Source organism: Bradyrhizobium sp. SZCCHNRI1009 (assembly GCF_032487575.1).
Lineage (GTDB): Bacteria > Pseudomonadota > Alphaproteobacteria > Rhizobiales > Xanthobacteraceae > Bradyrhizobium.
Genome location: NZ_JAUEUL010000001.1, coordinates 588,807 through 608,013, shown reverse-complemented (window position 1 = coordinate 608,013; position 19,207 = coordinate 588,807). Strand labels below are relative to the sequence as shown.

Annotated in this window: 18 protein-coding genes and 1 pseudogene; 10 read left to right on the top strand and 9 right to left on the bottom strand. The window is 65.7% G+C overall.

Features of this window, described 5'->3' with window-relative positions; genetic code table 11:
* The 3 genes and pseudogenes from QX010_RS02795 to QX010_RS02785 form a co-directional block, all read right to left on the bottom strand.
* Positions 1-1,275 (bottom strand): efflux RND transporter periplasmic adaptor subunit, encoded by a 1,275-nt coding sequence (locus QX010_RS02795; protein ID WP_316177464.1) that lies wholly within the window; start codon positions 1,273-1,275, stop codon positions 1-3.
* Entirely contained in the window at positions 1,185-1,466 is a 282-nt protein-coding gene (locus QX010_RS02790; protein WP_316177462.1) for a metal-sensing transcriptional repressor, read from the bottom strand. Before QX010_RS02790 ends, QX010_RS02795 begins: the two co-directional genes overlap by 91 nt.
* Before the next feature lie 70 nt (positions 1,467-1,536).
* A pseudogene (locus tag QX010_RS02785) lies at positions 1,537-1,746 on the bottom strand (Arm DNA-binding domain-containing protein); the annotation flags it as partial.
* A 470-nt stretch (positions 1,747-2,216) separates the two neighbouring features.
* Between QX010_RS02785 and QX010_RS02780 the strand changes: the two are divergent.
* From QX010_RS02780 to QX010_RS02750, 7 genes are all read left to right on the top strand, one after another.
* Positions 2,217-2,606: a hypothetical protein gene (locus tag QX010_RS02780; protein WP_316177664.1), complete on the top strand. Its 390-nt coding sequence runs from the start codon at positions 2,217-2,219 to the stop codon at positions 2,604-2,606.
* A 95-nt stretch (positions 2,607-2,701) separates the two neighbouring features.
* Positions 2,702-3,094 (top strand): FixH family protein, encoded by a 393-nt coding sequence (locus QX010_RS02775; RefSeq protein ID WP_316177460.1) that lies wholly within the window; start codon positions 2,702-2,704, stop codon positions 3,092-3,094.
* 75 nt (positions 3,095-3,169) lie between these two features.
* Complete coding sequence (locus tag QX010_RS02770) at positions 3,170-4,594, top strand: efflux RND transporter periplasmic adaptor subunit (RefSeq protein ID WP_316177458.1); 1,425 nt, start codon at positions 3,170-3,172, stop codon at positions 4,592-4,594.
* On the top strand, positions 4,591-7,761 hold the full coding sequence (locus QX010_RS02765; RefSeq protein ID WP_316177457.1) for an efflux RND transporter permease subunit: 3,171 nt from the start codon (positions 4,591-4,593) through the stop codon (positions 7,759-7,761). Before QX010_RS02770 ends, QX010_RS02765 begins: the two co-directional genes overlap by 4 nt.
* Positions 7,762-7,814: 53 nt before the next feature.
* Positions 7,815-8,531 (top strand): Spy/CpxP family protein refolding chaperone, encoded by a 717-nt coding sequence (locus QX010_RS02760; RefSeq protein ID WP_316177455.1) that lies wholly within the window; start codon positions 7,815-7,817, stop codon positions 8,529-8,531.
* Between the two features lie 217 nt (positions 8,532-8,748).
* Positions 8,749-9,027, top strand: coding sequence for a metal/formaldehyde-sensitive transcriptional repressor (locus tag QX010_RS02755; protein WP_315714001.1), 279 nt, complete (start codon positions 8,749-8,751; stop codon positions 9,025-9,027).
* A 7-nt stretch (positions 9,028-9,034) separates the two neighbouring features.
* Complete coding sequence (locus tag QX010_RS02750) at positions 9,035-10,093, top strand: sulfite exporter TauE/SafE family protein (RefSeq protein WP_316177453.1); 1,059 nt, start codon at positions 9,035-9,037, stop codon at positions 10,091-10,093.
* A gap of 94 nt (positions 10,094-10,187) precedes the next feature.
* Here the strand turns inward: QX010_RS02750 and QX010_RS02745 are convergent, their stop codons facing one another.
* Complete coding sequence (locus QX010_RS02745) at positions 10,188-11,537, bottom strand: ferric reductase-like transmembrane domain-containing protein (RefSeq protein WP_316177451.1); 1,350 nt, start codon at positions 11,535-11,537, stop codon at positions 10,188-10,190.
* Between the two features lie 131 nt (positions 11,538-11,668).
* Entirely contained in the window at positions 11,669-11,896 is a 228-nt protein-coding gene (locus QX010_RS02740) for a hypothetical protein (RefSeq protein ID WP_316177449.1), read from the bottom strand.
* A gap of 391 nt (positions 11,897-12,287) precedes the next feature.
* Here QX010_RS02740 and QX010_RS02735 point away from each other — a divergent pair, with 391 nt between their 5' ends.
* Positions 12,288-12,488, top strand: coding sequence for a hypothetical protein (locus QX010_RS02735; protein WP_315803201.1), 201 nt, complete (start codon positions 12,288-12,290; stop codon positions 12,486-12,488).
* A 177-nt stretch (positions 12,489-12,665) separates the two neighbouring features.
* Here QX010_RS02735 and QX010_RS02730 read toward each other — a convergent pair whose 3' ends face one another.
* Together QX010_RS02730 and QX010_RS02725 are read right to left on the bottom strand one after the other, a co-directional pair.
* Positions 12,666-13,181 carry a hypothetical protein gene (locus QX010_RS02730; protein ID WP_316177447.1) on the bottom strand — a complete coding sequence of 172 codons (516 nt, stop codon included), beginning with the start codon at positions 13,179-13,181 and terminating at the stop codon, positions 12,666-12,668.
* Positions 13,182-13,319: 138 nt separating this feature from the next.
* Positions 13,320-14,867 (bottom strand): acetolactate synthase large subunit, encoded by a 1,548-nt coding sequence (locus tag QX010_RS02725; protein ID WP_316177445.1) that lies wholly within the window; start codon positions 14,865-14,867, stop codon positions 13,320-13,322.
* A gap of 277 nt (positions 14,868-15,144) precedes the next feature.
* Here QX010_RS02725 and QX010_RS02720 point away from each other — a divergent pair, with 277 nt between their 5' ends.
* Positions 15,145-15,717, top strand: a complete 573-nt coding sequence (locus QX010_RS02720; protein WP_316177443.1) for a L,D-transpeptidase — start codon at positions 15,145-15,147, stop codon at positions 15,715-15,717.
* A gap of 120 nt (positions 15,718-15,837) precedes the next feature.
* Complete coding sequence (locus QX010_RS02715; protein WP_316177662.1) at positions 15,838-16,575, top strand: DUF2927 domain-containing protein; 738 nt, start codon at positions 15,838-15,840, stop codon at positions 16,573-16,575.
* A gap of 238 nt (positions 16,576-16,813) precedes the next feature.
* Here QX010_RS02715 and QX010_RS02710 read toward each other — a convergent pair whose 3' ends face one another.
* Positions 16,814-17,959 (bottom strand): M48 family metallopeptidase, encoded by a 1,146-nt coding sequence (locus QX010_RS02710; protein ID WP_315803197.1) that lies wholly within the window; start codon positions 17,957-17,959, stop codon positions 16,814-16,816.
* On the bottom strand, positions 17,934-19,067 hold the full coding sequence (locus QX010_RS02705; protein ID WP_316177660.1) for a DUF898 family protein: 1,134 nt from the start codon (positions 19,065-19,067) through the stop codon (positions 17,934-17,936). Before QX010_RS02705 ends, QX010_RS02710 begins: the two co-directional genes overlap by 26 nt.
* Positions 19,068-19,207: the final 140 nt, after the last annotated feature.

The following is a 19,207-nucleotide window of genomic DNA, read 5'->3' as shown; positions in this document are numbered from 1 at the left end:
TCAGTCCTCGTCGCTGGGCTTGGCGAGCTCGGCCTTCAGCGAGAAGGTGTTCGTCGCGGCGATCGTCTCGCCTGCCGCGAGCCCGGAGACGATCTCCACGATCGCGCCGTCTCGTGTTCCGAGCACGACCTCGCGCTTTTCGAACCCCTGGGGCGTCCGGACGAAGACGGCCTTGCGGCCGTCGACCGTCTGCACGGCGGACACCGGAGCGGTGACGGGCACGTCGCGACGGTCGACAGCGATCGCAGCAGTGACGAACGACCCTGGGCGCCACCGGCCGTCGGGATTGGGGAGCGACGCCACCACCCTTGCTGCCCGCGTCTCTCTGTCGAGCAGCGGACTGACGAAGACGATCTTCGCCGCGCCGGCTTCCGGGATGCCGCGCAAGGTGATCGCGACCGGCTGGCCTTCTTTCACCATGGGCAGATCCGTCGATGAGACGGCCAGATCGACCCAGACCTGGCTCAGATCGACGATGACGAACAGCTCGGTCTCGAGACTATCTCGCCCGACTGCAGCACCGGCTTCGACCTTCCTCTCGGCGATCCGCCCGGAGATCGGCGCGCGGATATTCTGACTGCGCATCGTTCCGTCAGGGGCCTGCGGCAGCGACACGATCTCGGAATCATTGACGCCGAGTGCCATCAGCTTCTGGCGCGCGATGGCAAAACGCATTTCGCTCTGGGCGGCAGCATTGCGCGACTTGATATACTGCTGCTCGGGGACGGCGCGTCCCTCCCAGAGCGATTTGTCACGCGCGGTCAGATCCTGCTGCAGTTCATTCGAAAGCCTCGCCGCCAGATACTCGCTCTTTGCATCGGCGACTTCCCGGCTTTCGAGAACGGCAACGACGTCATCTTTCGTAACGTCGTCACCGATGTTCTTGCGCAGCTCGGACACGGTGCCCGCCAGCTTGACCGAGACGTGGGCGACGCGTCCGGAGTCCGGAACGATCGTGCCGGGGACGATCAATCGTCTCGCCACGGCGGCTGGGCCGGCCCGGGCGAGGTCAATCTCGGCAAGCTTGATGCGCTCGTCGTCCATGACGATCACCGCCGCTTTCGGATCGGGCTTGGCCGGCGCTGACTGCGCGAAGAGCGGCGACGCCAGCGTGGCCGCAGCGAGCGAGACGGCGAGACATGCACCCGCGGACCGGGTGGCCAAACCCATGCGATTTCTCCGCATCAAAGGTACCGCGATATCGCTTTGAACTCGGCAAGCACGGTCTTGGTCGACTTCCCGGAGGCGCCACCGTTGGCGGCCGCGTCCAGACAATGATCGACGTGATCGTGGATAAGAGCCTTCTTGGCCTCGGCGATCGCCTTCTCAACCGCGTGAAGCTGTTGGGCAAGATCAAGACAGGAACGGCCGTCGTCGAACATCGAGATCACCCTGTGAAGATGCCCCTCGGCGCGCTTCAGTCGCTTGACGATATCCGGGTGACTACTGTGAACGTGCTGCTTCATTGTCGATGATCCTATCCCCCTGGAGGGGATAGTCCATGGTAGAGGTCCGGCCAAGCCCCCCCGTTCAAGTGGGCCACGGGCCGAGCGTCTTGCGCTGCGTCCCCCTCACACCCGGCTTGGTGAAAAGATACACCCATGTCCGGGCGCCAGTTGCGCGCATGCGCAGGGCGAGACCAGGCAGCTTGTCGTCGTGGAGATAATGCTGTGCCTTGCCCGCCGGCAACGAGGCGGTGCGAATGAGAGCATCCGTGAGTGTCAGCTGGCTCGCTGCTTTCGCCATCAACCCGGTCCTTTCCATGTCCCGCGTGTGCCCCGCGACGAGGCCGAAACAGCCCCAGAACAAACCGGGTCTGAACTCTCCCTCTTTGTGTGCCCCCGGGGAAAATCCGCCGGGGGCACAACAGGGCACACAAAATGCAGTAAGGCGCACTATGGCCTGCCGTGGTAAAAACGGACACAAGCCACTGCTATTACGTACATTTTATAGGTTTCGACTGTGGCGCGAATGGGCTGGCCCTGGTCTAGGGATTGTGGTTCACACGGGAGAGGTCCAAGGTTCGATCCCTTGTGCGCCCACCATTTGCCGTCGCCATCCTTTTCCGTTCATGCGCCCCCTTGGGCTGGTCTGGCCTGTCGCCATGCCTCGGGCGACGCGATGGTCACGCAGGATTGAGCGGGATCAACGACTGCGCCGGCGCCTCGCTTATGTTAGCTGTCTCGCTCTGCGACCGGAAAGGTAACTCCATCTCGATGCGGCTCGTCCGTACCATCCTGGCGTTCGCGATTGCCCTGTCCGTGGCGATGCTGCCGATTGGCGCATCGGCGATGCTGCCGATTGGCGCATCGGCGGCTGCGATGGCGTCGTCGGACGAGATGCAGACGAGCATGCAGATGGACGACGGGTCCGGCATGTCGATGGACGAATGCTGTCCCGACGACATGAAGGGCACCGGCTCTCCTTCGCACACCTACAAGTGCGGCATGGGCTTCTGCTGCGCGGGCGGGACGGTTGCGCTCGGCGATGTCAGGGCCGTTGCCTTTGCGCCCCTCGCCGCGAGCGCGACCACGATCGCCATTCCCGCCGATCAGGTCGCTTCTCTTCACAGCGGCAGCCCTCCGTTCCGACCTCCTCGAATCTGATCTCGCACGAGCCGACGCGCGCCGTGCATGCGCGCCGATGACTGACGTGCGCGCCGCGGGCGCCACGGCCGAGATCCATTCATGAGGACAGGACCATGCTTTCCGGAATCAGCACCGCGGCGCTTGCCGCCACCCTTTCGCTCGCCGCATCGGCCGCCGTCGCCGGCGCCGCCGACTACAGCTTCGAGCCCGTCACGGCCGAGATGAAGAAGGGCGACGACGTCACGGTCGCCGTTCGTCTCACCCATAAGCAGACCGGCAAGGCCGTGACGGACGCGGTCATTTTCAAGACCCGCGTCGACATGGCGCCGGACGGGATGGCCGACATGGTGTCGGACGTGGCGCCGCTGCCCTCCAAGGAGCCCGGCGTCTACGCCTTCAAGACCGACCTGCCGATGGCCGGGCGCTACCAGGTCACACTCTCCGCGAAGGTGCAGGGCGAGCCCGAGACAGTCACCGGCAAGGTCGTCGTCAAGGCGACGAAGTGAGCCTGCGGGGCGCTCCCCGCGAGCGCCCCGATCTTCCCAACGGATAGCGCGCGTCGCGCGCCTCACGGTGATGTCATGAATATTTTGCGTCTGCTCGCGGCCGGAACGCTCGGCGCCGGCCTTGGTTTGGCTGGCCTCTGGTCGATCCAGACCTCGCCTCCGTCGCTTCGCAGCCATCTCGCCGCCGCGGCGGCCGAGCGAATGCCGCTGTATTATCGCGATCCCAGCGGCGCCCCTGCCTGGTCGGCAGGTCCCAGGAAGGACCAACGCGGGCGGGATTACCTGCCGGTCTACGACGACGATCAAGCCGCGCCGGACCCTGCGAAGCCGAAGCAGCAGGCGGACTCCTCGCGCCGGATTCTCTACTACCGCAATCCGATGGGCCTGCCTGACACGTCGCCTTCTCCGAAGAAGGACCCGATGGGAATGGACTACGTTCCCGTCTACGAGGGCGACGATGCCGAGGATGGCGTGGTGAAGCTGTCGCCCGGCAAGATCCAGCGCACGGGCGTGAAGTCCACGCCGGTCGAGCGGCGCACGCTCCATGTCGCGGTCAAGGCGCCGGGCACCATCCAGCTCGACGAGCGCCGCGTCTCGGTGATCGCGATGCGCGCCGAAAGCTTCGTGCAGAAGGTCGCCGACGTGACCACGGGCACGCGCGTGAAGGCGGGGCAGTCGTTGATGGAGATCTACAGTTCGGCCATTGCCGCGGCCGCAGCAGAATATCTGTCGACGATCAATTCCAACATCGTCGCCGGCAACGCCGCCTACGGCCGCGGCTCGCGCCAGCGCTTGACTAATCTCGATGTCCCGGAGCCGGTCATCACCGCAATGGAGAAGTCGCGCATCGCCCCGGTCACGGTGCAGTGGTCGGCGCCCCGCGACGGCATCGTGCTCGAGCGCAATGCGATCGAAGGCATGCGTGCCAATCCCGGCGACGTGCTGTTTCGTATCGCCGACATCTCACGGGTCTGGGCGCTGGCCGATGTCGCTGAACGGGACCTCGGAAGCATTGCCGTGGGACAGCCCGTGACGATCCGCGCGCGCAGCTTCCCTGGCCGGACGTTCACCGGGTCGATTGCGGTGATCTATCCGCAGGTGAACAAGGAGACGCGCACGGCACGGGTGCGGATCGAGCTCGCCAATCCCGACCTCGCGCTGCTCCCGGACATGTATGTCGATGCCGAGATCGACACGGCCGCCGCGGCGCCGGTGCTGGCCGTGCCGGCCGATGCCGTGCTCGACACCGGCAGCCGTCAGGCGGTGCTGATCGACAAGGGCGACGGCCGCTACGAGCCGCGCGCCGTGAAGCTCGGCCGCCGCGGCGCCGGCCATGTCGAGGTGCGCGACGGCCTGTCGGATGGCGAGGCGGTCGTCACCTCCGCCAACTTCCTGATCGATGCCGAAAGCAACCTGAAGGCCGCGCTGAAGAGTTTTGCGGACGCCAGCGAGCCGCAGCCCGCCGACGCCGATCATGCCGCCATGGGAGAGCACAAATGATCGCCCGCATCATCGCGTGGTCAGCGCGCAACCTGCTGCTGGTCCTGTTCGGCACCGGCTTCGCGGCGGCGGCAGGCTTCTACGCGCTCATTCATCTGCCGCTCGACGCGATCCCCGATCTGTCCGACACCCAGGTCATCGTCTACACCGAATATCCCGGTCAAGCGCCGCAGGTGATCGAGGACCAGGTCACCTATCCCTTGACTACGGCGATGCTGACAGTGCCGAAATCGAAGGTCGTGCGCGGCTTCTCGTTCTTCGGCGTGTCGTTCGTCTACGTCATCTTCGAGGACGGCACCGACATCTACTGGGCGCGCTCGCGCGTGATGGAGTTCCTGAACGGCGCCGCCTCGCGGCTTCCGGCGGGGGTCACGCCGACGATCGGGCCGGACGCGACCGGCGTCGGCTGGGTCTATCAATACGCCGTCATGTCGAAGGAGCTGAATCTCGCCGACACCCGCACGATCCAGGACTGGAACCTGAAGTTCGCGCTCGCCAAGGCCGAGGGTGTCGCCGAGGTCGCGAGCATCGGCGGCTTCGTCAAGCAGTACAATGTGGTGCTCGATCCGCAGCGCATGCGCGACCGCGGCATCTCCTTGCAGAAGATCCGCGATGCGATCCGCGCCAGCAACGCCGATGTCGGCGGCCGCACCGTCGAGCTGTCCGAGTTCGAATATGTCATCCGCGGCAAGGGCTATCTGAAGAGCATCAACGATCTCGGCAACATCGTGCTCAAAAGCTCCGGCGGTACCCCCGTGCTGCTGCGCGACGTCGCCAATGTCGAGCTCGGGCCCGACGAGCGGCGGGGCATTGCCGAGCTCAATGGCGAGGGCGAGGTGGCCAGCGGCATCGTGCTGCAGCGCTTCGGCGTCAATGCGCTCGACGTGATCGAGAACGTCAAGAAACGCTTCAAGGACATCGCGAGCAGCTTGCCCAGATCGGTCGAGATCGTTCCGGTCTACGACCGCTCGAACCTGATCTATGCCGCGATCGACACGCTCAAGCACACGCTGCTCGAGGAGAGCATCGTCGTCGCCTTCGTCTGCATCGTGTTCCTGCTGCATGTGCGCAGCGCCCTGGTCGCCATCCTGATGTTGCCGGTCGGCGTGCTGATGGCGTTCGGCGCGATGAAGCTGCTCGGCCTAGGCTCGAACATCATGAGCCTGGGGGGCATCGCAATTGCGATCGGCGCCATGGTGGATGCGGCGATCGTCATGATCGAGAACGCCCACAAGCACCTGGAGCGCGCCAAGCCCGACCAGTCGCGCGTCCAGATCCTGATCGACGCGGCCGCGGAGGTTGGTCCCGCCCTGTTCTTCAGCCTGCTGATCATCACCGTGTCGTTCATGCCGATCTTCACGCTGGAGTCGCAGGAAGGCCGCCTGTTCAGCCCGCTCGCCTTCACCAAGACGTTCTCGATGGCGGCAGCGGCGCTGCTCTCGGTGACGCTGGTGCCGGCGCTGATGGTGATCTTCGTCCGCGGCAGGATCATTCCCGAGCATCGCAACATCATCAACCGCTTCCTGATCTGGATCTACCGCCCGGTCATCAAGGGCGTGCTGCAAGCGAAAACGCTCGTGATCCTCGCAGCCATGGTCGTTCTTGCCGTCTCCATCTGGCCGGCGCGCCAGCTCGGCACCGAGTTCATGCCGAGCCTGAACGAGGGCACGCTGCTCTACATGCCGACCACCCTGCCCGGCATCTCCGTGACCAAGGCGGCAGAGCTGATGCAGATGCAGGACCGGATCATCAAGTCGTTCCCGGAGGTCGCCTCGGTTTATGGCAAGGCCGGACGCGCGGCGACCGCCACCGACCCTGCGCCGACCGAGATGTTCGAGACGGTCGTCAACCTCAAGCCGAGGGAACAGTGGCGTCCCGGCGTCACCATCGACGGCCTCGTTGCCGAGATGGACAAGGCGCTGCAATTCCCTGGCGTCTCCAACGCCTGGACGATGCCGATCAAGGCGCGCATCGACATGCTCTCGACCGGCATCCGCACGCCGATCGGCGTCAAGGTGATGGGCACGGACCTCGCCGAGATCGATCGTCTGGCCAAGCAGATCGAGCGGGTGATCAAGACCGTTCCCGGAACCTCCTCGGCCTATGCCGAGCGCGGCATCGGCGGCTATTACCTCGAGATCACGCCCGATCGCGAGGCTCTCGCCCGCTACGGCCTCCTGGTCCAGGACGTTCAGGATACGATCGCAGCGGCCCTCGGCGGCCAGACGATCACCACGACCGTCGAGGGCCGCCAGCGCTTCAGCGTGAACATGCGCTATCCGCGCGATCTCCGCGACAATCCGAAGGCCATCGCCAGCGACGTGCTGGTGCCGATGCCCTCGGGCGGCGCCGTGCCGCTCGGCGAGGTCGCGAAGGTCGAGCCGACCCGGGGTCCCACCTCGATCCGCACCGAGAACGGCCAGCTCGCAACCTACATCTATGTCGACATCCGCGACCGCGACATCGGCAGCTACGTCGCCGACGCGCAGCGCGCCGTCACCGAGAACATTCAGTTCCCGGCCGGGTACTACGTGGTCTGGAGCGGGCAGTATGAGTATCTCCAGCGCGCGGCGGCCCGGCTCAAGATCGTCATCCCTGTCACGCTCACCATCATCTTCCTGCTGCTGTATCTGAATTTCAGGGCCATGACCGAAACCCTGATCGTGATGCTGTCGCTGCCGTTTGCGCTGGTGGGCGGCATCTGGATGATGTGGTGGCTCGGCTTCAACCTGTCGGTCGCCGTCGCCGTCGGCTTCATTGCGCTGGCCGGCGTCGCCGCCGAGACCGGCGTCGTGATGCTGATCTATCTCGATCACGCGTTGGCCGAGATGAAGGCCAGGTGTGCTGCCGAAGGTCGCCCCCTGAACCGCCAGGATCTCCAGGACGCGATCATGGAGGGCGCGGTCGACCGCGTGCGCCCGAAGATGATGACCGTCGTCGCCATCATGGCGGGTCTCTTGCCGATCATGTGGAGCACCGGCACGGGGTCGGAGATCATGCAGCGCATCGCCGTGCCGATGATCGGCGGCATGATTTCGTCGACCCTTCTCACCCTGATCGTGATTCCGGCCATCTTCGGCCTGGTCAAGGGACACAGCCTGTCGACCAGAACAGGGACGGCGGCAGGCGCCCCAAGCGAGTCGCAGGACGTGCCGAGGGCCGCTTGACCACACCGACGGCGCCAACAAACGATCGTCACCCCTGAGCCCGCCGACCGTTGATGTGGATCAACCTGAATGGCCCACGTCCGGCCATTGTTGATCGCCCCCTGAAGGAGGACTTGGTCATGCAAAGATTGCCCCTGGCTTTTCTGTTGGCGTTTTCGGCTTTGGCGCATCCCGCCTTTGCTCAATCCTCCACTGACCATTCGGCCCATCATCCTGATCAGAAGGAAGCGCCAGCAACGGATGCCGGCAAATCGACCAGCGGAGCGAGCTCGTCACAGACCATGATGGGCGGCGGCATGATGAAGATGATGGACGGCATGCCGATGTCCAACATGATGCCGATGATGTCCGGCATGACGCGGCCGTCCGACGATGGCATGGGCGGCATGGAGGTGCTCGATCATGTGGAGGGACGGATCGCGTTCCTGCGGGCGGAGCTCAAGATCACGGACGCCCAGATGCCGGCATGGAACGGCTTCGCCGACGCGTTTCGCGCGCGTGCGAAGACGCTCGGTGATCTCAGGACTGCGATGATGTCGCAGGCCGGCTCGGAGACGGTGCTCGAACAGCTCACCGCACAGGAAAAATCGCTATCGGCCCGCCTCGAGGTCACGCGAGCGATCAAGACCACCCTGAGCGACCTCGTCGCAACCTTTTCCGACGAGCAGCGAAAGGTGGCCGACGAACTGCTCGCGCCCAATCTCGGTATGCCGCAGATGGGGATGCGGGGCGGCCGAATGAGCTCCATGCGGATGCAGCGGGGCCATTAGGAGAGGACCGGCTCCATGAAGCCGTCGACTCCGCCTCCGCCTAGCAGTCGTCAATCCGAACGGCGGATCCGCAGCGCTCGTCGGTTTCGTGCAACGACCGGTACGACGGGGCTGCCGGGGGCTGATCAGCAAGCGGATACGCCGCGAGCGTCGCATTCGATTTCTGCGGTCGACATGCGACGTTGACCGCTATAGGGTACCCCCCTATATTATGCTGATGTCGCATACCATCAAGCACAAGTCCAAGCTTCTCGCGCGCGTCCGGCGCATCAAGGGCCAGATCGACGCGGTGGAGCGCGCGCTCGAGGCGGAGCTCGGCTGCGCCGACGTGCTGATGCTCGTCGCGTCAGTCCGGGGCGCCATCGGAGGCCTGACCACCGAGCTGCTGGAAGATCACATCCGGCACCATGTCGTGGACCCCGCCCACGAAAGCGATCCCGACAAGGCCAAGGGCGCCGCCGACCTGATCGAAGTCGTGCGGACCTATCTGAAGTGAGACTGGCATGACCGATCTGGCTCAACTGCTCCAGCAAGGCAGCGCGCATGCGTGGCTGTTCGTGCCCAGCGCGATTGCCCTGGGTGCGCTGCATGGCCTGGAGCCCGGTCATTCCAAGACCATGATGGCCGCCTTCATCGTCGCGATCCGTGGCACCGTCCTTCAGGCCGTGCTGCTCGGCCTCTCGGCGACCATCTCCCACACCGCGATCGTATGGGTGGTCGCGCTCGCCGGCCTTCACTTCGGCCAGGAGCTTTCGGGCGAGCGCAGCGAAGCCGTCCTGCAACTGATCTCGGCCGTCATCATCATCGGCATCGCGGCCTGGATGGTCTGGCGCACCTGGCGCGACCAGAGTGGGCACCATGACCATCATCATCACGACGAGCCGCGATCGGTCGCGCTCGCCGGCCACGCGCTGTCGGTCGAGATCTTCGAAGACGGCGTGCCGCCACGTTGGCGGATCCGGGACGAGACCGCACTCCCGGCCGCCGACACGCTCCACGTCACGACCGTTCGTGACGACGGCCAAGAGCAGCAGTTCAGTTTCCGGGCCAGCGGCGACGCCTTGGAGAGCGTCGAGGAGATCCCGGAGCCGCACGCGTTCAAGGCACGCATCACGCTTGCCGGCGAGTCCGTGGAGATTCTGTTCGAGGAGCACACGCACGATCACATGGACCTCGGCGACGAGGACGATGCCCATGCGCGCGCCCACGCCGACGACATTCGACGGCGCTTCGCCGGCCGTACCGTCACGACCGCACAGATCGTCCTGTTCGGACTGAGCGGCGGCCTGATCCCTTGCCCCGCTGCCATCACGGTCCTGCTGTTGTGCATTCAACTGAAGCAGTTCAGCCTCGGCTTCGTCCTGGTGCTCTGCTTCGGCATCGGCCTGGCCATCACCATGGTGTCCGCCGGCGTGCTCGCCGCACTCAGCCTTCGGCATGTCGAACGCCACTGGTCCGGCTTCAGCCGCTTCGCGCACCGGGCGCCCTATCTCTCGGCTGCTCTGATCGTGCTGGTGGGGACCTATACGGGTTGGCTGGGCCTGCACGAACTGATGATCTGAGGCGGAGGCGCGCCGGGGGGCAAAGCCCGAGCAGCAGCACGTTCGCAGCGGGTCCAATTGCGCCAAGGACATGCCCTGAGCGCACCCCTCTCCGTCAGCGCATCGCGAAGAGCTCCTGGTGGAACCGCTCTCTGATAGGAAAGTCTTGCGCGCCGAAATCGCGCCTGAGAGCCTCGCCGAAGGCGGTCGGACCGCAGAACCAGATGCTTGCGTTTTGCCAGTCCGGCACTGCCCGGCGAACACGATCGCCCGTCAGCCGTCCGTCGCGGGCGTCGATGAGAACGTGCAGGCGGACATTGGCTGAACGCGCGTCCGCAGCGAGCTTTCCCAATGCCTCCTCGTCGACATCCGCCGTGGTGTGAAACAAGTCCACCGTCGCGACAGGGCAATCGGGGCTCCCCTTCCGCATGGCCAGCTCTTTCATGCGGGCGACAAAAGGCGTGATACCGATGCCACCGCCGATCCAGATCTGGTGTGTGCAATCGTCGTCGAAGGTGAAGCAGCCATAGGGGCCTTCGACCTTCACCTCCTGCCCGACATGGAGCTTCTCCCGCAACTGGCTCGTGTGGTCCCCGAGCTCCTTGGTGATGAAGGTGATCCTGGGGTCCTCAGCGTTCCAGCCGGACGCAATTGTGTAGGGATGGGCGCCCTCGGAGGCGTCCGACGTGGCAAAGGCGAACTGGCCCGGCTTGTGCCCGGGCCAGCCATGGGACACCTCGATTTCGGTCTCCATGGCTCTGACGCCGGGATAATATTTGAGCGAAGTGATCCTGCCTTTGACCTGCCGCCCGGCGCCAACGCGTTGTAGCAGCGCAATCGCGGCCGCCCACATCCCGCAGACAAGCAGCGCCGCCATGGTCAAGCCGAGCGGCGACATCCAGTAGCTGAACTTTGTCAGCGTGACCGCATGAAAGACCAACACCAGGTACGCCAGGGCGAGAAGCCGATGTGTCTTGTAGAACAGCCGATACGGGAAGGACTGAACGAGCGCCAAGGCAATCAGCACCACCGTGCCGTAAAAGGCCCACTCGCCGAGCCCCTCGGCCGATCCATGCAGGCTCGCAAACAGAGACTCGACGGGATTCGCGATGGGCGGCCTTGCCCCACGCTCCGGCCGCGCCAGCAGACCCCAGCCGACCGCCCATTTCGGACCGTTGGCCCAGAGCCAGTGGACGATGGCGGTCACAAGGGCCGCGATGCCGAACCATTTGTGCAGGCGGTACATCTTGTCGAGGCCGCCCAGCCATGCCTCCGGCCAGCGCGGTCGCAATGCGAGGATCATCGCCATGCTCATGCAACCGATTGCCAGGACGCCACTCAGCTGCACCATCCTTTCACGGAGTGGAAAGAAGGCGCCCGGTCCAAATGGATCTGGTTCCGCAACCAGCCACAGTAGCGAGAGAACCGCCAGGGTCCCCCAAAATGCTCGCTTGAGATTTTGCATGCGGGCTTCTCTCACGACGACATCGACGCAATCCTGGACTGATTAGGCGGCGCAGCCTTGAGCTGGCTCAAGGCTGATCGTCATGAGCTGCAAGCCAACTTCAACAGGGCTCGCAGGGTGTTCTCGTTCGGTTAGTTTGGCTGATGACCGTTGATAGCTGATCCGGAAAGCCTCGAGGCAGCGCCCGAGCTTGGCGAGAATGCCGATGCCTGATCGTGGGCTCGAGCAACCTCGGCCGGGATCTCGGCTGCGACGTCGCGCTGCAGGCAGAACTGATCGACGATCCATAGCAGCGCCATGGCCGCTTCGGGCTGGCGAGACTGCGCCGTCCGCAAGGGCGCGAGCGTCGGCACCGCCATGTCACGGCGCTCCGCCTGAGCGTCAGCGAGAGCGCGGTGCGCGAACCTCGCGATCTCCTTGGAAGAGAGAACCGGGCGCTAAACCTTTTGGCATGACATTCATTCCCATGACGCCACGAGGCCACCGCATCGCGATGCGAGCCCAAAGCCCGCAGCCGCAGGTGGAGGCTGCTGCGTAGATGCACTCGGCCAAATTGGCCTCGCTCACCCGCGCATGGGCTCCCTGCGCCCGGCACAATCGTCACAGAACGCCCTCGCCGCTGCCCGTGCCGCCGGTCAAGTCGGCTTTTGCGGGGCGGAACTCTCACGTTTTCCTGATTCCTGCGTCAGAACGCCGCGGGCCGAATTCGCCTATGGTCCGGCGCGTTTCCAACCCACGGAGGTTTTCCGCATGCGTAAACTGATCATCGCCACCGCCGCCCTCGCGTTCGTCTCGTCGGCCGCTCTTGCCCAGTCCACGGAGAAGCCGATGACGACCACCGGCCAGTCGGCGAAGAGCGGCGACGCCATGGGCGGGGGCGACACCATGAAGATGAGCAAGACGAAGAAGAAGTCGGCCAAGAAGACGTCCGGCGACGGCATGTCGAAGTAGATTCAGCGCGGGCGTGCCTCAAGGGGCACGCCCGGCGCTGCCAGTGGCTCGGACCGGTCGGTCCCGGTCCCGTCTGGAGAGCGCAATCGCGTCTGATCTCTTCTTCCCGCGCCTCATGGACGCGCCGCTGGCGGCGCCTCTCACGATGCGGGTCTCAGCGCCCGTGATCTGACGTGTCTATGCGGCCGCCAGCCCCATCTGCTGCAATCGCCCCGCGAACCAGGCCGACAGGACCGGGTCGATCCGGGCCCCGACATAGACCTCCGGCGTGATCACGTGGCGGCGGTCGAGAATCACCAGCACGCCGATCCAATAGGCAAACCACAGATGCGGGTCGGTCAGCGCCATCAGCTTGTGGCGGTCGTGCGCCAATGGCTGGTGGTTGCCGGCCTTGCGGACCTCGATCGCCAGCAGATTGTCGGGCACGGCGCGCTTGTGCACGACGATGTCGGGGTAGATCGATTTTCCCAGCTCGTCGTCGGTCGAGACGATGGTGCCGCGCGGGAGCAGCATGGCGCGGTCGCCGAGCCGGTTGTAGTCGCAATCGACGTCCCAGCCGAGGAAGTTGCGCTCCAGATGCACCGAGAGCCGGTGCGTCAAAGCGCGCTCACCGAGATCGCGGTCGAGGATGAAGCGCTCGCGCGCATAGAACTCCTGCAACGCGGAGATCAGCCGGTTCAATTCGCTGTGCATGCCGCCCAAACAAAACAAACGATGGAGACGTCACCATCAACACGCGATCGTGCTGAGTCGCCAACCACATAAATGCTGACATGACGCTGCCATCAACCGGCGGCCGATTTGCGGCCGCCGGGTTGCGGGCGGAGGAACCTACATCTGCACTTCGATCAGGCGCGGACCGTATTCGGCGTTCGCCTCGGCCAGCGCGGCATTGAACTCGTCGGCCGAGGTGACGGCGCGGCCGGGAACGCCCATGCCCTTGGCCATGGCGACGAAGTCGAGCGTCGGGCGGTCGATCTTGAGCATGTCCTGGGCGCGCTGGCCCGGCTCGCCGGCGCCGACGCCGTCGAACTCGCCGCGCAGGATCTGATAGATCCTGTTGGCGAACACCACCGTGACGACGTTGAGGTTCTCGCGCGCCTGGGTCCACAGCGACTGGATCGTGTACATGGCGCTGCCGTCGCCGACGAGGCACATCACCTTGCGATCCGGGCAGGCCACCGCGGCGCCGGTCGCCACGGGGGTCGAGAAGCCGATCGAGCCGCCCATGTTCTGCAGCCAGTCATGCGGCTTGGCGGCCGCCGTCGGCGGGAAGAAGCCGCGACCCGTGGTGATGGATTCGTCGACCACGATCGCGTTCTCCGGAATCGCATAGGCGATCGCCTGCGCGATGGTGGCGTGGTTGAGCGCCCCAGTGGGCTTGATCAGCTCGGCGAGCGGCTGCGGCTTGACGTCCGCGGCCTTGGCGCCGAGATGGCCGGCGAGCGCCTCGAGCGCGGCGGCCGAGTTCTCGCCCCACGCCGTCATGCGGTGGACCTCGGTGCCCTCGGCCTTCAGCATGCTCGGCTTGTTCGGATAGGCGAAGAAGGCGACGGGGTCGTTGGCCTCGACCAGCACGATGTGCTTGTAGTTCTTCAGGATCGGCAGCGCCTGCTCGATCACGTAGGGAATGCGGTCGATCGAGAACCGGCCGGCGCCGCGCGCCATGCGCGGGTGATAGGTCTGGCCCATCACGCGGCAGCCGGTCTTGCCGGCGATCTGCTGAGCGAAGGTCAGCGCCTGCTCGGTCAGCGCGCCCGCGGTCATCAGCACCAGGGTCTCGGGACCGTGGGCATGCAGGATCTTGGCGGCCTTCTCGACCGCATCGGCCGAGTAGCTCGGGCGCTGCGTCTCCGCCGGAACCTGGGCGATGCCGTCGGCCTCGTTCCAGGCGGTGTCGGCGGGCAGGATCAGGGTCGCGATCTGCGGCGGCGCGCTCTTGGCGGCGGCGATCGCCGCGGCGCCGTCGGCGGCCACGGCCTTGGCGCTCGGCGAGGTCCGCACCCAGTCCGACATCGGCCGCGCCAGGCCCTCGATGTCCGAGGTCAGCGGCGCGTTGAAGCCGATGTGGTAGGTGGCGTGCTGGCCGACGATGTTGACGATGCCGGAGCGCGCCTTCTTGGCGTTGTGCAGATTGGCGAGGCCGTTGGCGAGCCCGGGGCCGAGATGGAGAAGCGTCGAGGCCGGCGTGCCCTTCATGCGGAAATAGCCGTCGGCGGCGCCGGTGACCACGCCCTCGAACAGGCCGAGCACGCAGCGCATGCCCTCGACACGGTCGAGCGCGGCGACGAAGTGCATCTCGGACGTGCCCGGATTGGTAAAGCAGACGTCAACGCCCCCCGCGACCAGGGTCCGCACCAGGCTTTCCGCACCGTTCATCCTATTCTCCTGCTGATTCCGCGCGCCATTTGCAATGCTGGGCAGATCAATCATTGTTCGCCCGCGGCGTCAAAGGGGCTGGCCGCATTGCTGCCATCGCCACGGTGCTCATGCGCGGGCTTGGCTAACAGGATGTTGGTCCAGGACGCGGGCGATTTTCCGTGGGATTTGGGTCACGGACCGTCGCCACATACCGGCCTCACGCCGCCGTGGGTTGCGAAGTGCAACCGTTTATGGCCTGTCTGCGAACGGAATTGATATTTGCCAGGGGATGGAAATGAAGCGCTGTTTGGCTTTGGGAATTGCTGCGGTGGCGTCGGTGGCAAGCGCCGGGATGGCGCGGGCGGAAATGTTCGACACCAGGGACATCTTCGGCGGCGGGCCGAACTTCTACCAGGGCGCCGTCAGCCCGATCCCGCGCGAGACCGTGATGTTCCAGAGCCAGTATGCGCCGGGCACCATCATCGTGAACACCAGCGAGCGCCGGCTCTATCTGGTCCTGCCCGGCGGCCAGGCGCTGCGCTACGGCATCGGCGTCGGCCGCGACGGGTTCCGCTGGAGCGGCGTGCACCGCATCACCGCCAAGAAGGAATGGCCAGCCTGGACCCCGCCGTCGCAGATGCTGCGGCGCCGGCCCGACCTGCCGCGCCACATGGCCGGCGGCATCGAGAACCCGCTCGGCGCGCGCGCGATGTATCTCGGCTCCACGCTGTACCGAATCCACGGCTCGAACGAGCCCGAGACGATCGGCCAGGCGGTATCGTCGGGCTGCTTCCGCATGACCAATGACGACGTCGCCGACCTCTATGACCGCGTTTCGGTCGGCACCACCGTGATCATCAAGAACTGAGCGCCGCACGCGGCCGCGACGATGAAGCAACGTCCCAGCGCGCATCCTCGCCAGGAGCGGCCCCGCTCCTGGCGCCCCGTGCGGAGCGCGGTGGTGGCCGCGCTGGCTGCGCTCGTGACCATGCCGCTGCCGGCGTCCGCCGCCGAGATCCCGGCGATCGCCGCCCGCCAGCGCGTCGAGAAGAAGAGCTTCACCGACGCCGAGATCACCGACGGCTTCTTCAAGACCGCGTTCGGCGCCGAGTATCACCTGGCGGGCCGGGTCGACCGCATCCGCAAGTACAGCGCGCCGGTGCGGGTGTTCGCCGACGGCCGCCGCGCCGACCGCAAGGCGCAGCTCGCCAAGGTCGTCAGCGACATCGCCGCCCGCATCCGCAACCTCGACATCGCGATGACCGAGACCGACGGCGACGCCAATGTCCGCGTCAAGCTGGTGCGCGACCGCGACCTCTACCACACCATCAGCCAGGCCTATGGCAGCGAGCGCGCGCGCGAGATCAAGACCTCGCTGGATCCGCAATGCCTGTCCGGCTTCCGCAAGAACGAGGCGTTCGAGATCGAGCGTTCCGACGTCATCCTCACCGTCGACAACGGCGACTTCGTCTTCCTCGATTGCGCCTATGAGGAGCTGCTGCAGTCGCTCGGGCCCATCAACGACACCGCGAGCGTGCCCTGGACGATGTTCAACGACAACGTCTCGATGGGCTATTTCGACGTCTACGACCAGTACATCCTCAACATGCTGTACGACCCGCGCGTCAAGGCCGGCATGACGCTCGCCGAGGTCAAGGCCGTGCTGCCGGACGTGCTGACGGATGTGCGGGCCTGGGTGAGGAAGACCAACAATCTGGCGGAGTGAGAGGGGTTGAGTTCGCGGGGGGTCTTGGCCCTTAGTTGAGGTTCCTATCGCGCGTCAAACTCTGGTGTCGTCCCGGCGAACGCCGGGACCCATACGCCGCGGCCCTGCGATGAAGCACGCTGGGCGAGACCTTCTTCCAACAATCAAACTCGGTGGTTATGGATCCCGGCGTTCGCCGGGACGACACCGGTTTTGCCGAAACGGACCCGGCAACTCAGTAGCGGCGGCGGCAACTCCGCTACTTGCAAATCCCCTTCAACGCCCGCCATTCTTCCGCGCTCAGCAGGGGCGGGCCGCTCGGCGGCCGGTCTTCGGCGCGCATGCGGGCGAGACGGTCCTCGCTGAGCGGATGGCTGGCCCACAGCGACGGGCGCTTGCCGTCCTCCTTGCCGGTGATGCGGAACAGCAATTCGCCCATCGGCCGCGTCGGCCGTCCGAGCTTGTGCATCACCTCGATCGCGAAGCCGTCCGCGGCCGCCTCCGCCTCGCGCGAATAGGACGCGTTGATCATGGCCCGCGAGGCGAAGACCGCCGCGCCCGCACCGGTGACGTCGCCGAACAGCAGGCCGATCAGGAACGAGCTGCCGCCATTGTGGATCAGCTGCCGCAGGTTGTCGCGATGCTTGAGGTGGCCGAGCTCATGCGCCAGCACGCCGGCGACCTCGTCGGGGTCGTTGGCCTTGTCGAGCAGCCCCCTGAACAGGAAGAACCGCCCGCCCGGCAGCGCGAAGGCGTTGGGGATCGGCGTGTCCAGCACCTGCGACGCGATGCCGTCGTCAAGGCCGGCGGGGCGGCGCAGCGCCGTCACCAGCTTGGCGAAGGCGGCCTGCCCGGCCGCCTCGGTGCAGAGCTTGTCGCCGAACACGGTCTGGATCTGCACCACGGCGGCCTCGCCGAGATGCCGCTCCATGGTCGGCGGCACCAGCGGCGTCAGGCGGTCGGAGGCGAACGGAATCACCACCAGCACGACGGCGACGATGGAGGCCGCGGCCGCCAGCGACCAGCCGACGATGCGCGCGATGGCGCCGCGGGTCATCCTGTTCTGGTCGATGTGGCCGCAACGCGCGATCAGTTCGGCCGACAGCGCCGCGTCGCGGATCTCCAGCCGCGCCAGCGGCGACGCCGACAGGCAGCTTACGCGCAGCGTGCCGCTCGGCGCATCGACACGGCGGATGTCCTCATAGGGCCAGGAGACGAAATTGTCGGCGCTGCGCATCACCAGCTGATTGGCGAGGCCGATCGTGACCGTCTGCCGCCGGTTGGATAGTCCGTCGAAATAGACCGCGGGGCCGCCGAGCGGAGCGGCCGGCTCGACCGGCGTGGCGTTGGCTGGCGCAGCAGCGCCCGCCGGCCCGGGATCAGAATCCGGCGACGTCGAGTCCATCGGCAAACCCTTCGCCGAGCGCGCTGGCCAGATCGCCCTTGGCGGCGACATTGGCCATGGCCTCGATGCCATGCACGTGAACCGACTGCAGCACCTTCGCCCACATGTCGCGCACCAGATAGAGCCGCATCACGACGTTGAGCGCCAGGATCCAGGCGATGTAGCCCAATCCGACCAGCACCAGCATCGGCACATTGTCGGACAGCGCCTGCACCTGAGGCAGGCCGTCGCTTCCCGGCCCCAGCAGCTTGATCATCAGCGCGGCGACGCCGCTGAAATAGGCGCCGGAGGCGATCGACAGCAGGAACCACCAGCCGATCACCTTCCAGTAGAGACCGTAGAAGGCATTGTTTGGCAGGTCCGATTCCAGCCGCACGCCGCCGAAGCGAATGCCCGACAGCCACCAGCGCCACTCGATCGCTTTGAACTGCGCATAGACGAATGGAAACAGCGGAAACAGCAGCAGTGCAAACGGCGCGACCAGCCACAGATACCAGGCGCGCTTGAAGAACTCCCAGCCGCGCCCCTCGAAGTCGCCGCTGAGATCACCGTAATGCGAATGCCGCATCTTGTAGCGCTCGAGCGCGGCGGCGCGCCACGGCCAGGCCAGCCCCAGCGTGACCACCGCCAACAAGGTCCACAGCATGGCGCGGCCGGCATAGGCCCAGCCCGAACCCGTCATCCAGAACCGGATGCCGCGCCAGACCGTGCGCGTCAGCCGGTAGCGGCGCGCGCGGAAGATGGCGAACTGGCCGAACGCGTAGAAGGCGATCACCAGCGGCACGCTGGCGAAGCCCTGGTAGCGCTCGGCCTCGACGCCGATGAGGAAATAGGCGAGATAGATCGGGACGAGGATCGCCATCGCGAACAGGAAGCCGATCAGGAGCTCCTTGCCGCGCCCGGTATATTCGGCGGCATCACCGTCGACAGCCGTGTTGACCCAGAGATGCCGGCGGATGTCGGTCGCGAGCCAGAAGCGGTAGAAGCCCAGTGTGATCAGTTCGATGGCCGCCCCGCGGCTGACCAGCCGGAAGAACTCGCCACGCGCCCCCGAGAAGGTAGCGGTGAGAGGCGGAAGCGGCGGCGGCTGCTCCGGAACGTAACTCATCTGGTTCACGGCTCAGGCCTCCGACACACGCAAAAAGATCTACAATATGCCTCGATGGTTCGTCGCCGGGACGACTCCGAGGTTCGACGCATTTTCTACTTAAGTCGGCCGGAAAAAAACACCGGCCTGGGTGGGGATGA

Bases quoted from the DNA above. Each gene is read 5' to 3' on its own strand.
- QX010_RS02735 (WP_315803201.1), top strand. From the start codon at position 12,288: ATGCGTAAACTGATCATCGCCACCGCCGCCCTCGCGTTCGTCTCGTCG.
- QX010_RS02770 (WP_316177458.1), top strand. From the start codon at position 3,170: ATGAATATTTTGCGTCTGCTCGCGGCCGGAACGCTCGGCGCCGGCCTT.
- QX010_RS02760 (WP_316177455.1), top strand. From the start codon at position 7,815: ATGTGGATCAACCTGAATGGCCCACGTCCGGCCATTGTTGATCGCCCC.
- QX010_RS02780 (WP_316177664.1), top strand. From the start codon at position 2,217: ATGCGGCTCGTCCGTACCATCCTGGCGTTCGCGATTGCCCTGTCCGTG.
- QX010_RS02750 (WP_316177453.1), top strand. From the start codon at position 9,035: ATGACCGATCTGGCTCAACTGCTCCAGCAAGGCAGCGCGCATGCGTGG.
- QX010_RS02740 (WP_316177449.1), bottom strand. From the start codon at position 11,896: ATGGCGGTGCCGACGCTCGCGCCCTTGCGGACGGCGCAGTCTCGCCAG.
- QX010_RS02730 (WP_316177447.1), bottom strand. From the start codon at position 13,181: ATGCACAGCGAATTGAACCGGCTGATCTCCGCGTTGCAGGAGTTCTAT.
- QX010_RS02710 (WP_315803197.1), bottom strand. From the start codon at position 17,959: ATGGACTCGACGTCGCCGGATTCTGATCCCGGGCCGGCGGGCGCTGCT.
- QX010_RS02705 (WP_316177660.1), bottom strand. From the start codon at position 19,067: ATGAGTTACGTTCCGGAGCAGCCGCCGCCGCTTCCGCCTCTCACCGCT.
- QX010_RS02755 (WP_315714001.1), top strand. From the start codon at position 8,749: ATGTCGCATACCATCAAGCACAAGTCCAAGCTTCTCGCGCGCGTCCGG.
- QX010_RS02775 (WP_316177460.1), top strand. From the start codon at position 2,702: ATGCTTTCCGGAATCAGCACCGCGGCGCTTGCCGCCACCCTTTCGCTC.
- QX010_RS02725 (WP_316177445.1), bottom strand. From the start codon at position 14,867: ATGAACGGTGCGGAAAGCCTGGTGCGGACCCTGGTCGCGGGGGGCGTT.
- QX010_RS02790 (WP_316177462.1), bottom strand. From the start codon at position 1,466: ATGAAGCAGCACGTTCACAGTAGTCACCCGGATATCGTCAAGCGACTG.
- QX010_RS02745 (WP_316177451.1), bottom strand. From the start codon at position 11,537: ATGCAAAATCTCAAGCGAGCATTTTGGGGGACCCTGGCGGTTCTCTCG.
- QX010_RS02765 (WP_316177457.1), top strand. From the start codon at position 4,591: ATGATCGCCCGCATCATCGCGTGGTCAGCGCGCAACCTGCTGCTGGTC.
- QX010_RS02720 (WP_316177443.1), top strand. From the start codon at position 15,145: ATGAAGCGCTGTTTGGCTTTGGGAATTGCTGCGGTGGCGTCGGTGGCA.
- QX010_RS02715 (WP_316177662.1), top strand. From the start codon at position 15,838: ATGCCGCTGCCGGCGTCCGCCGCCGAGATCCCGGCGATCGCCGCCCGC.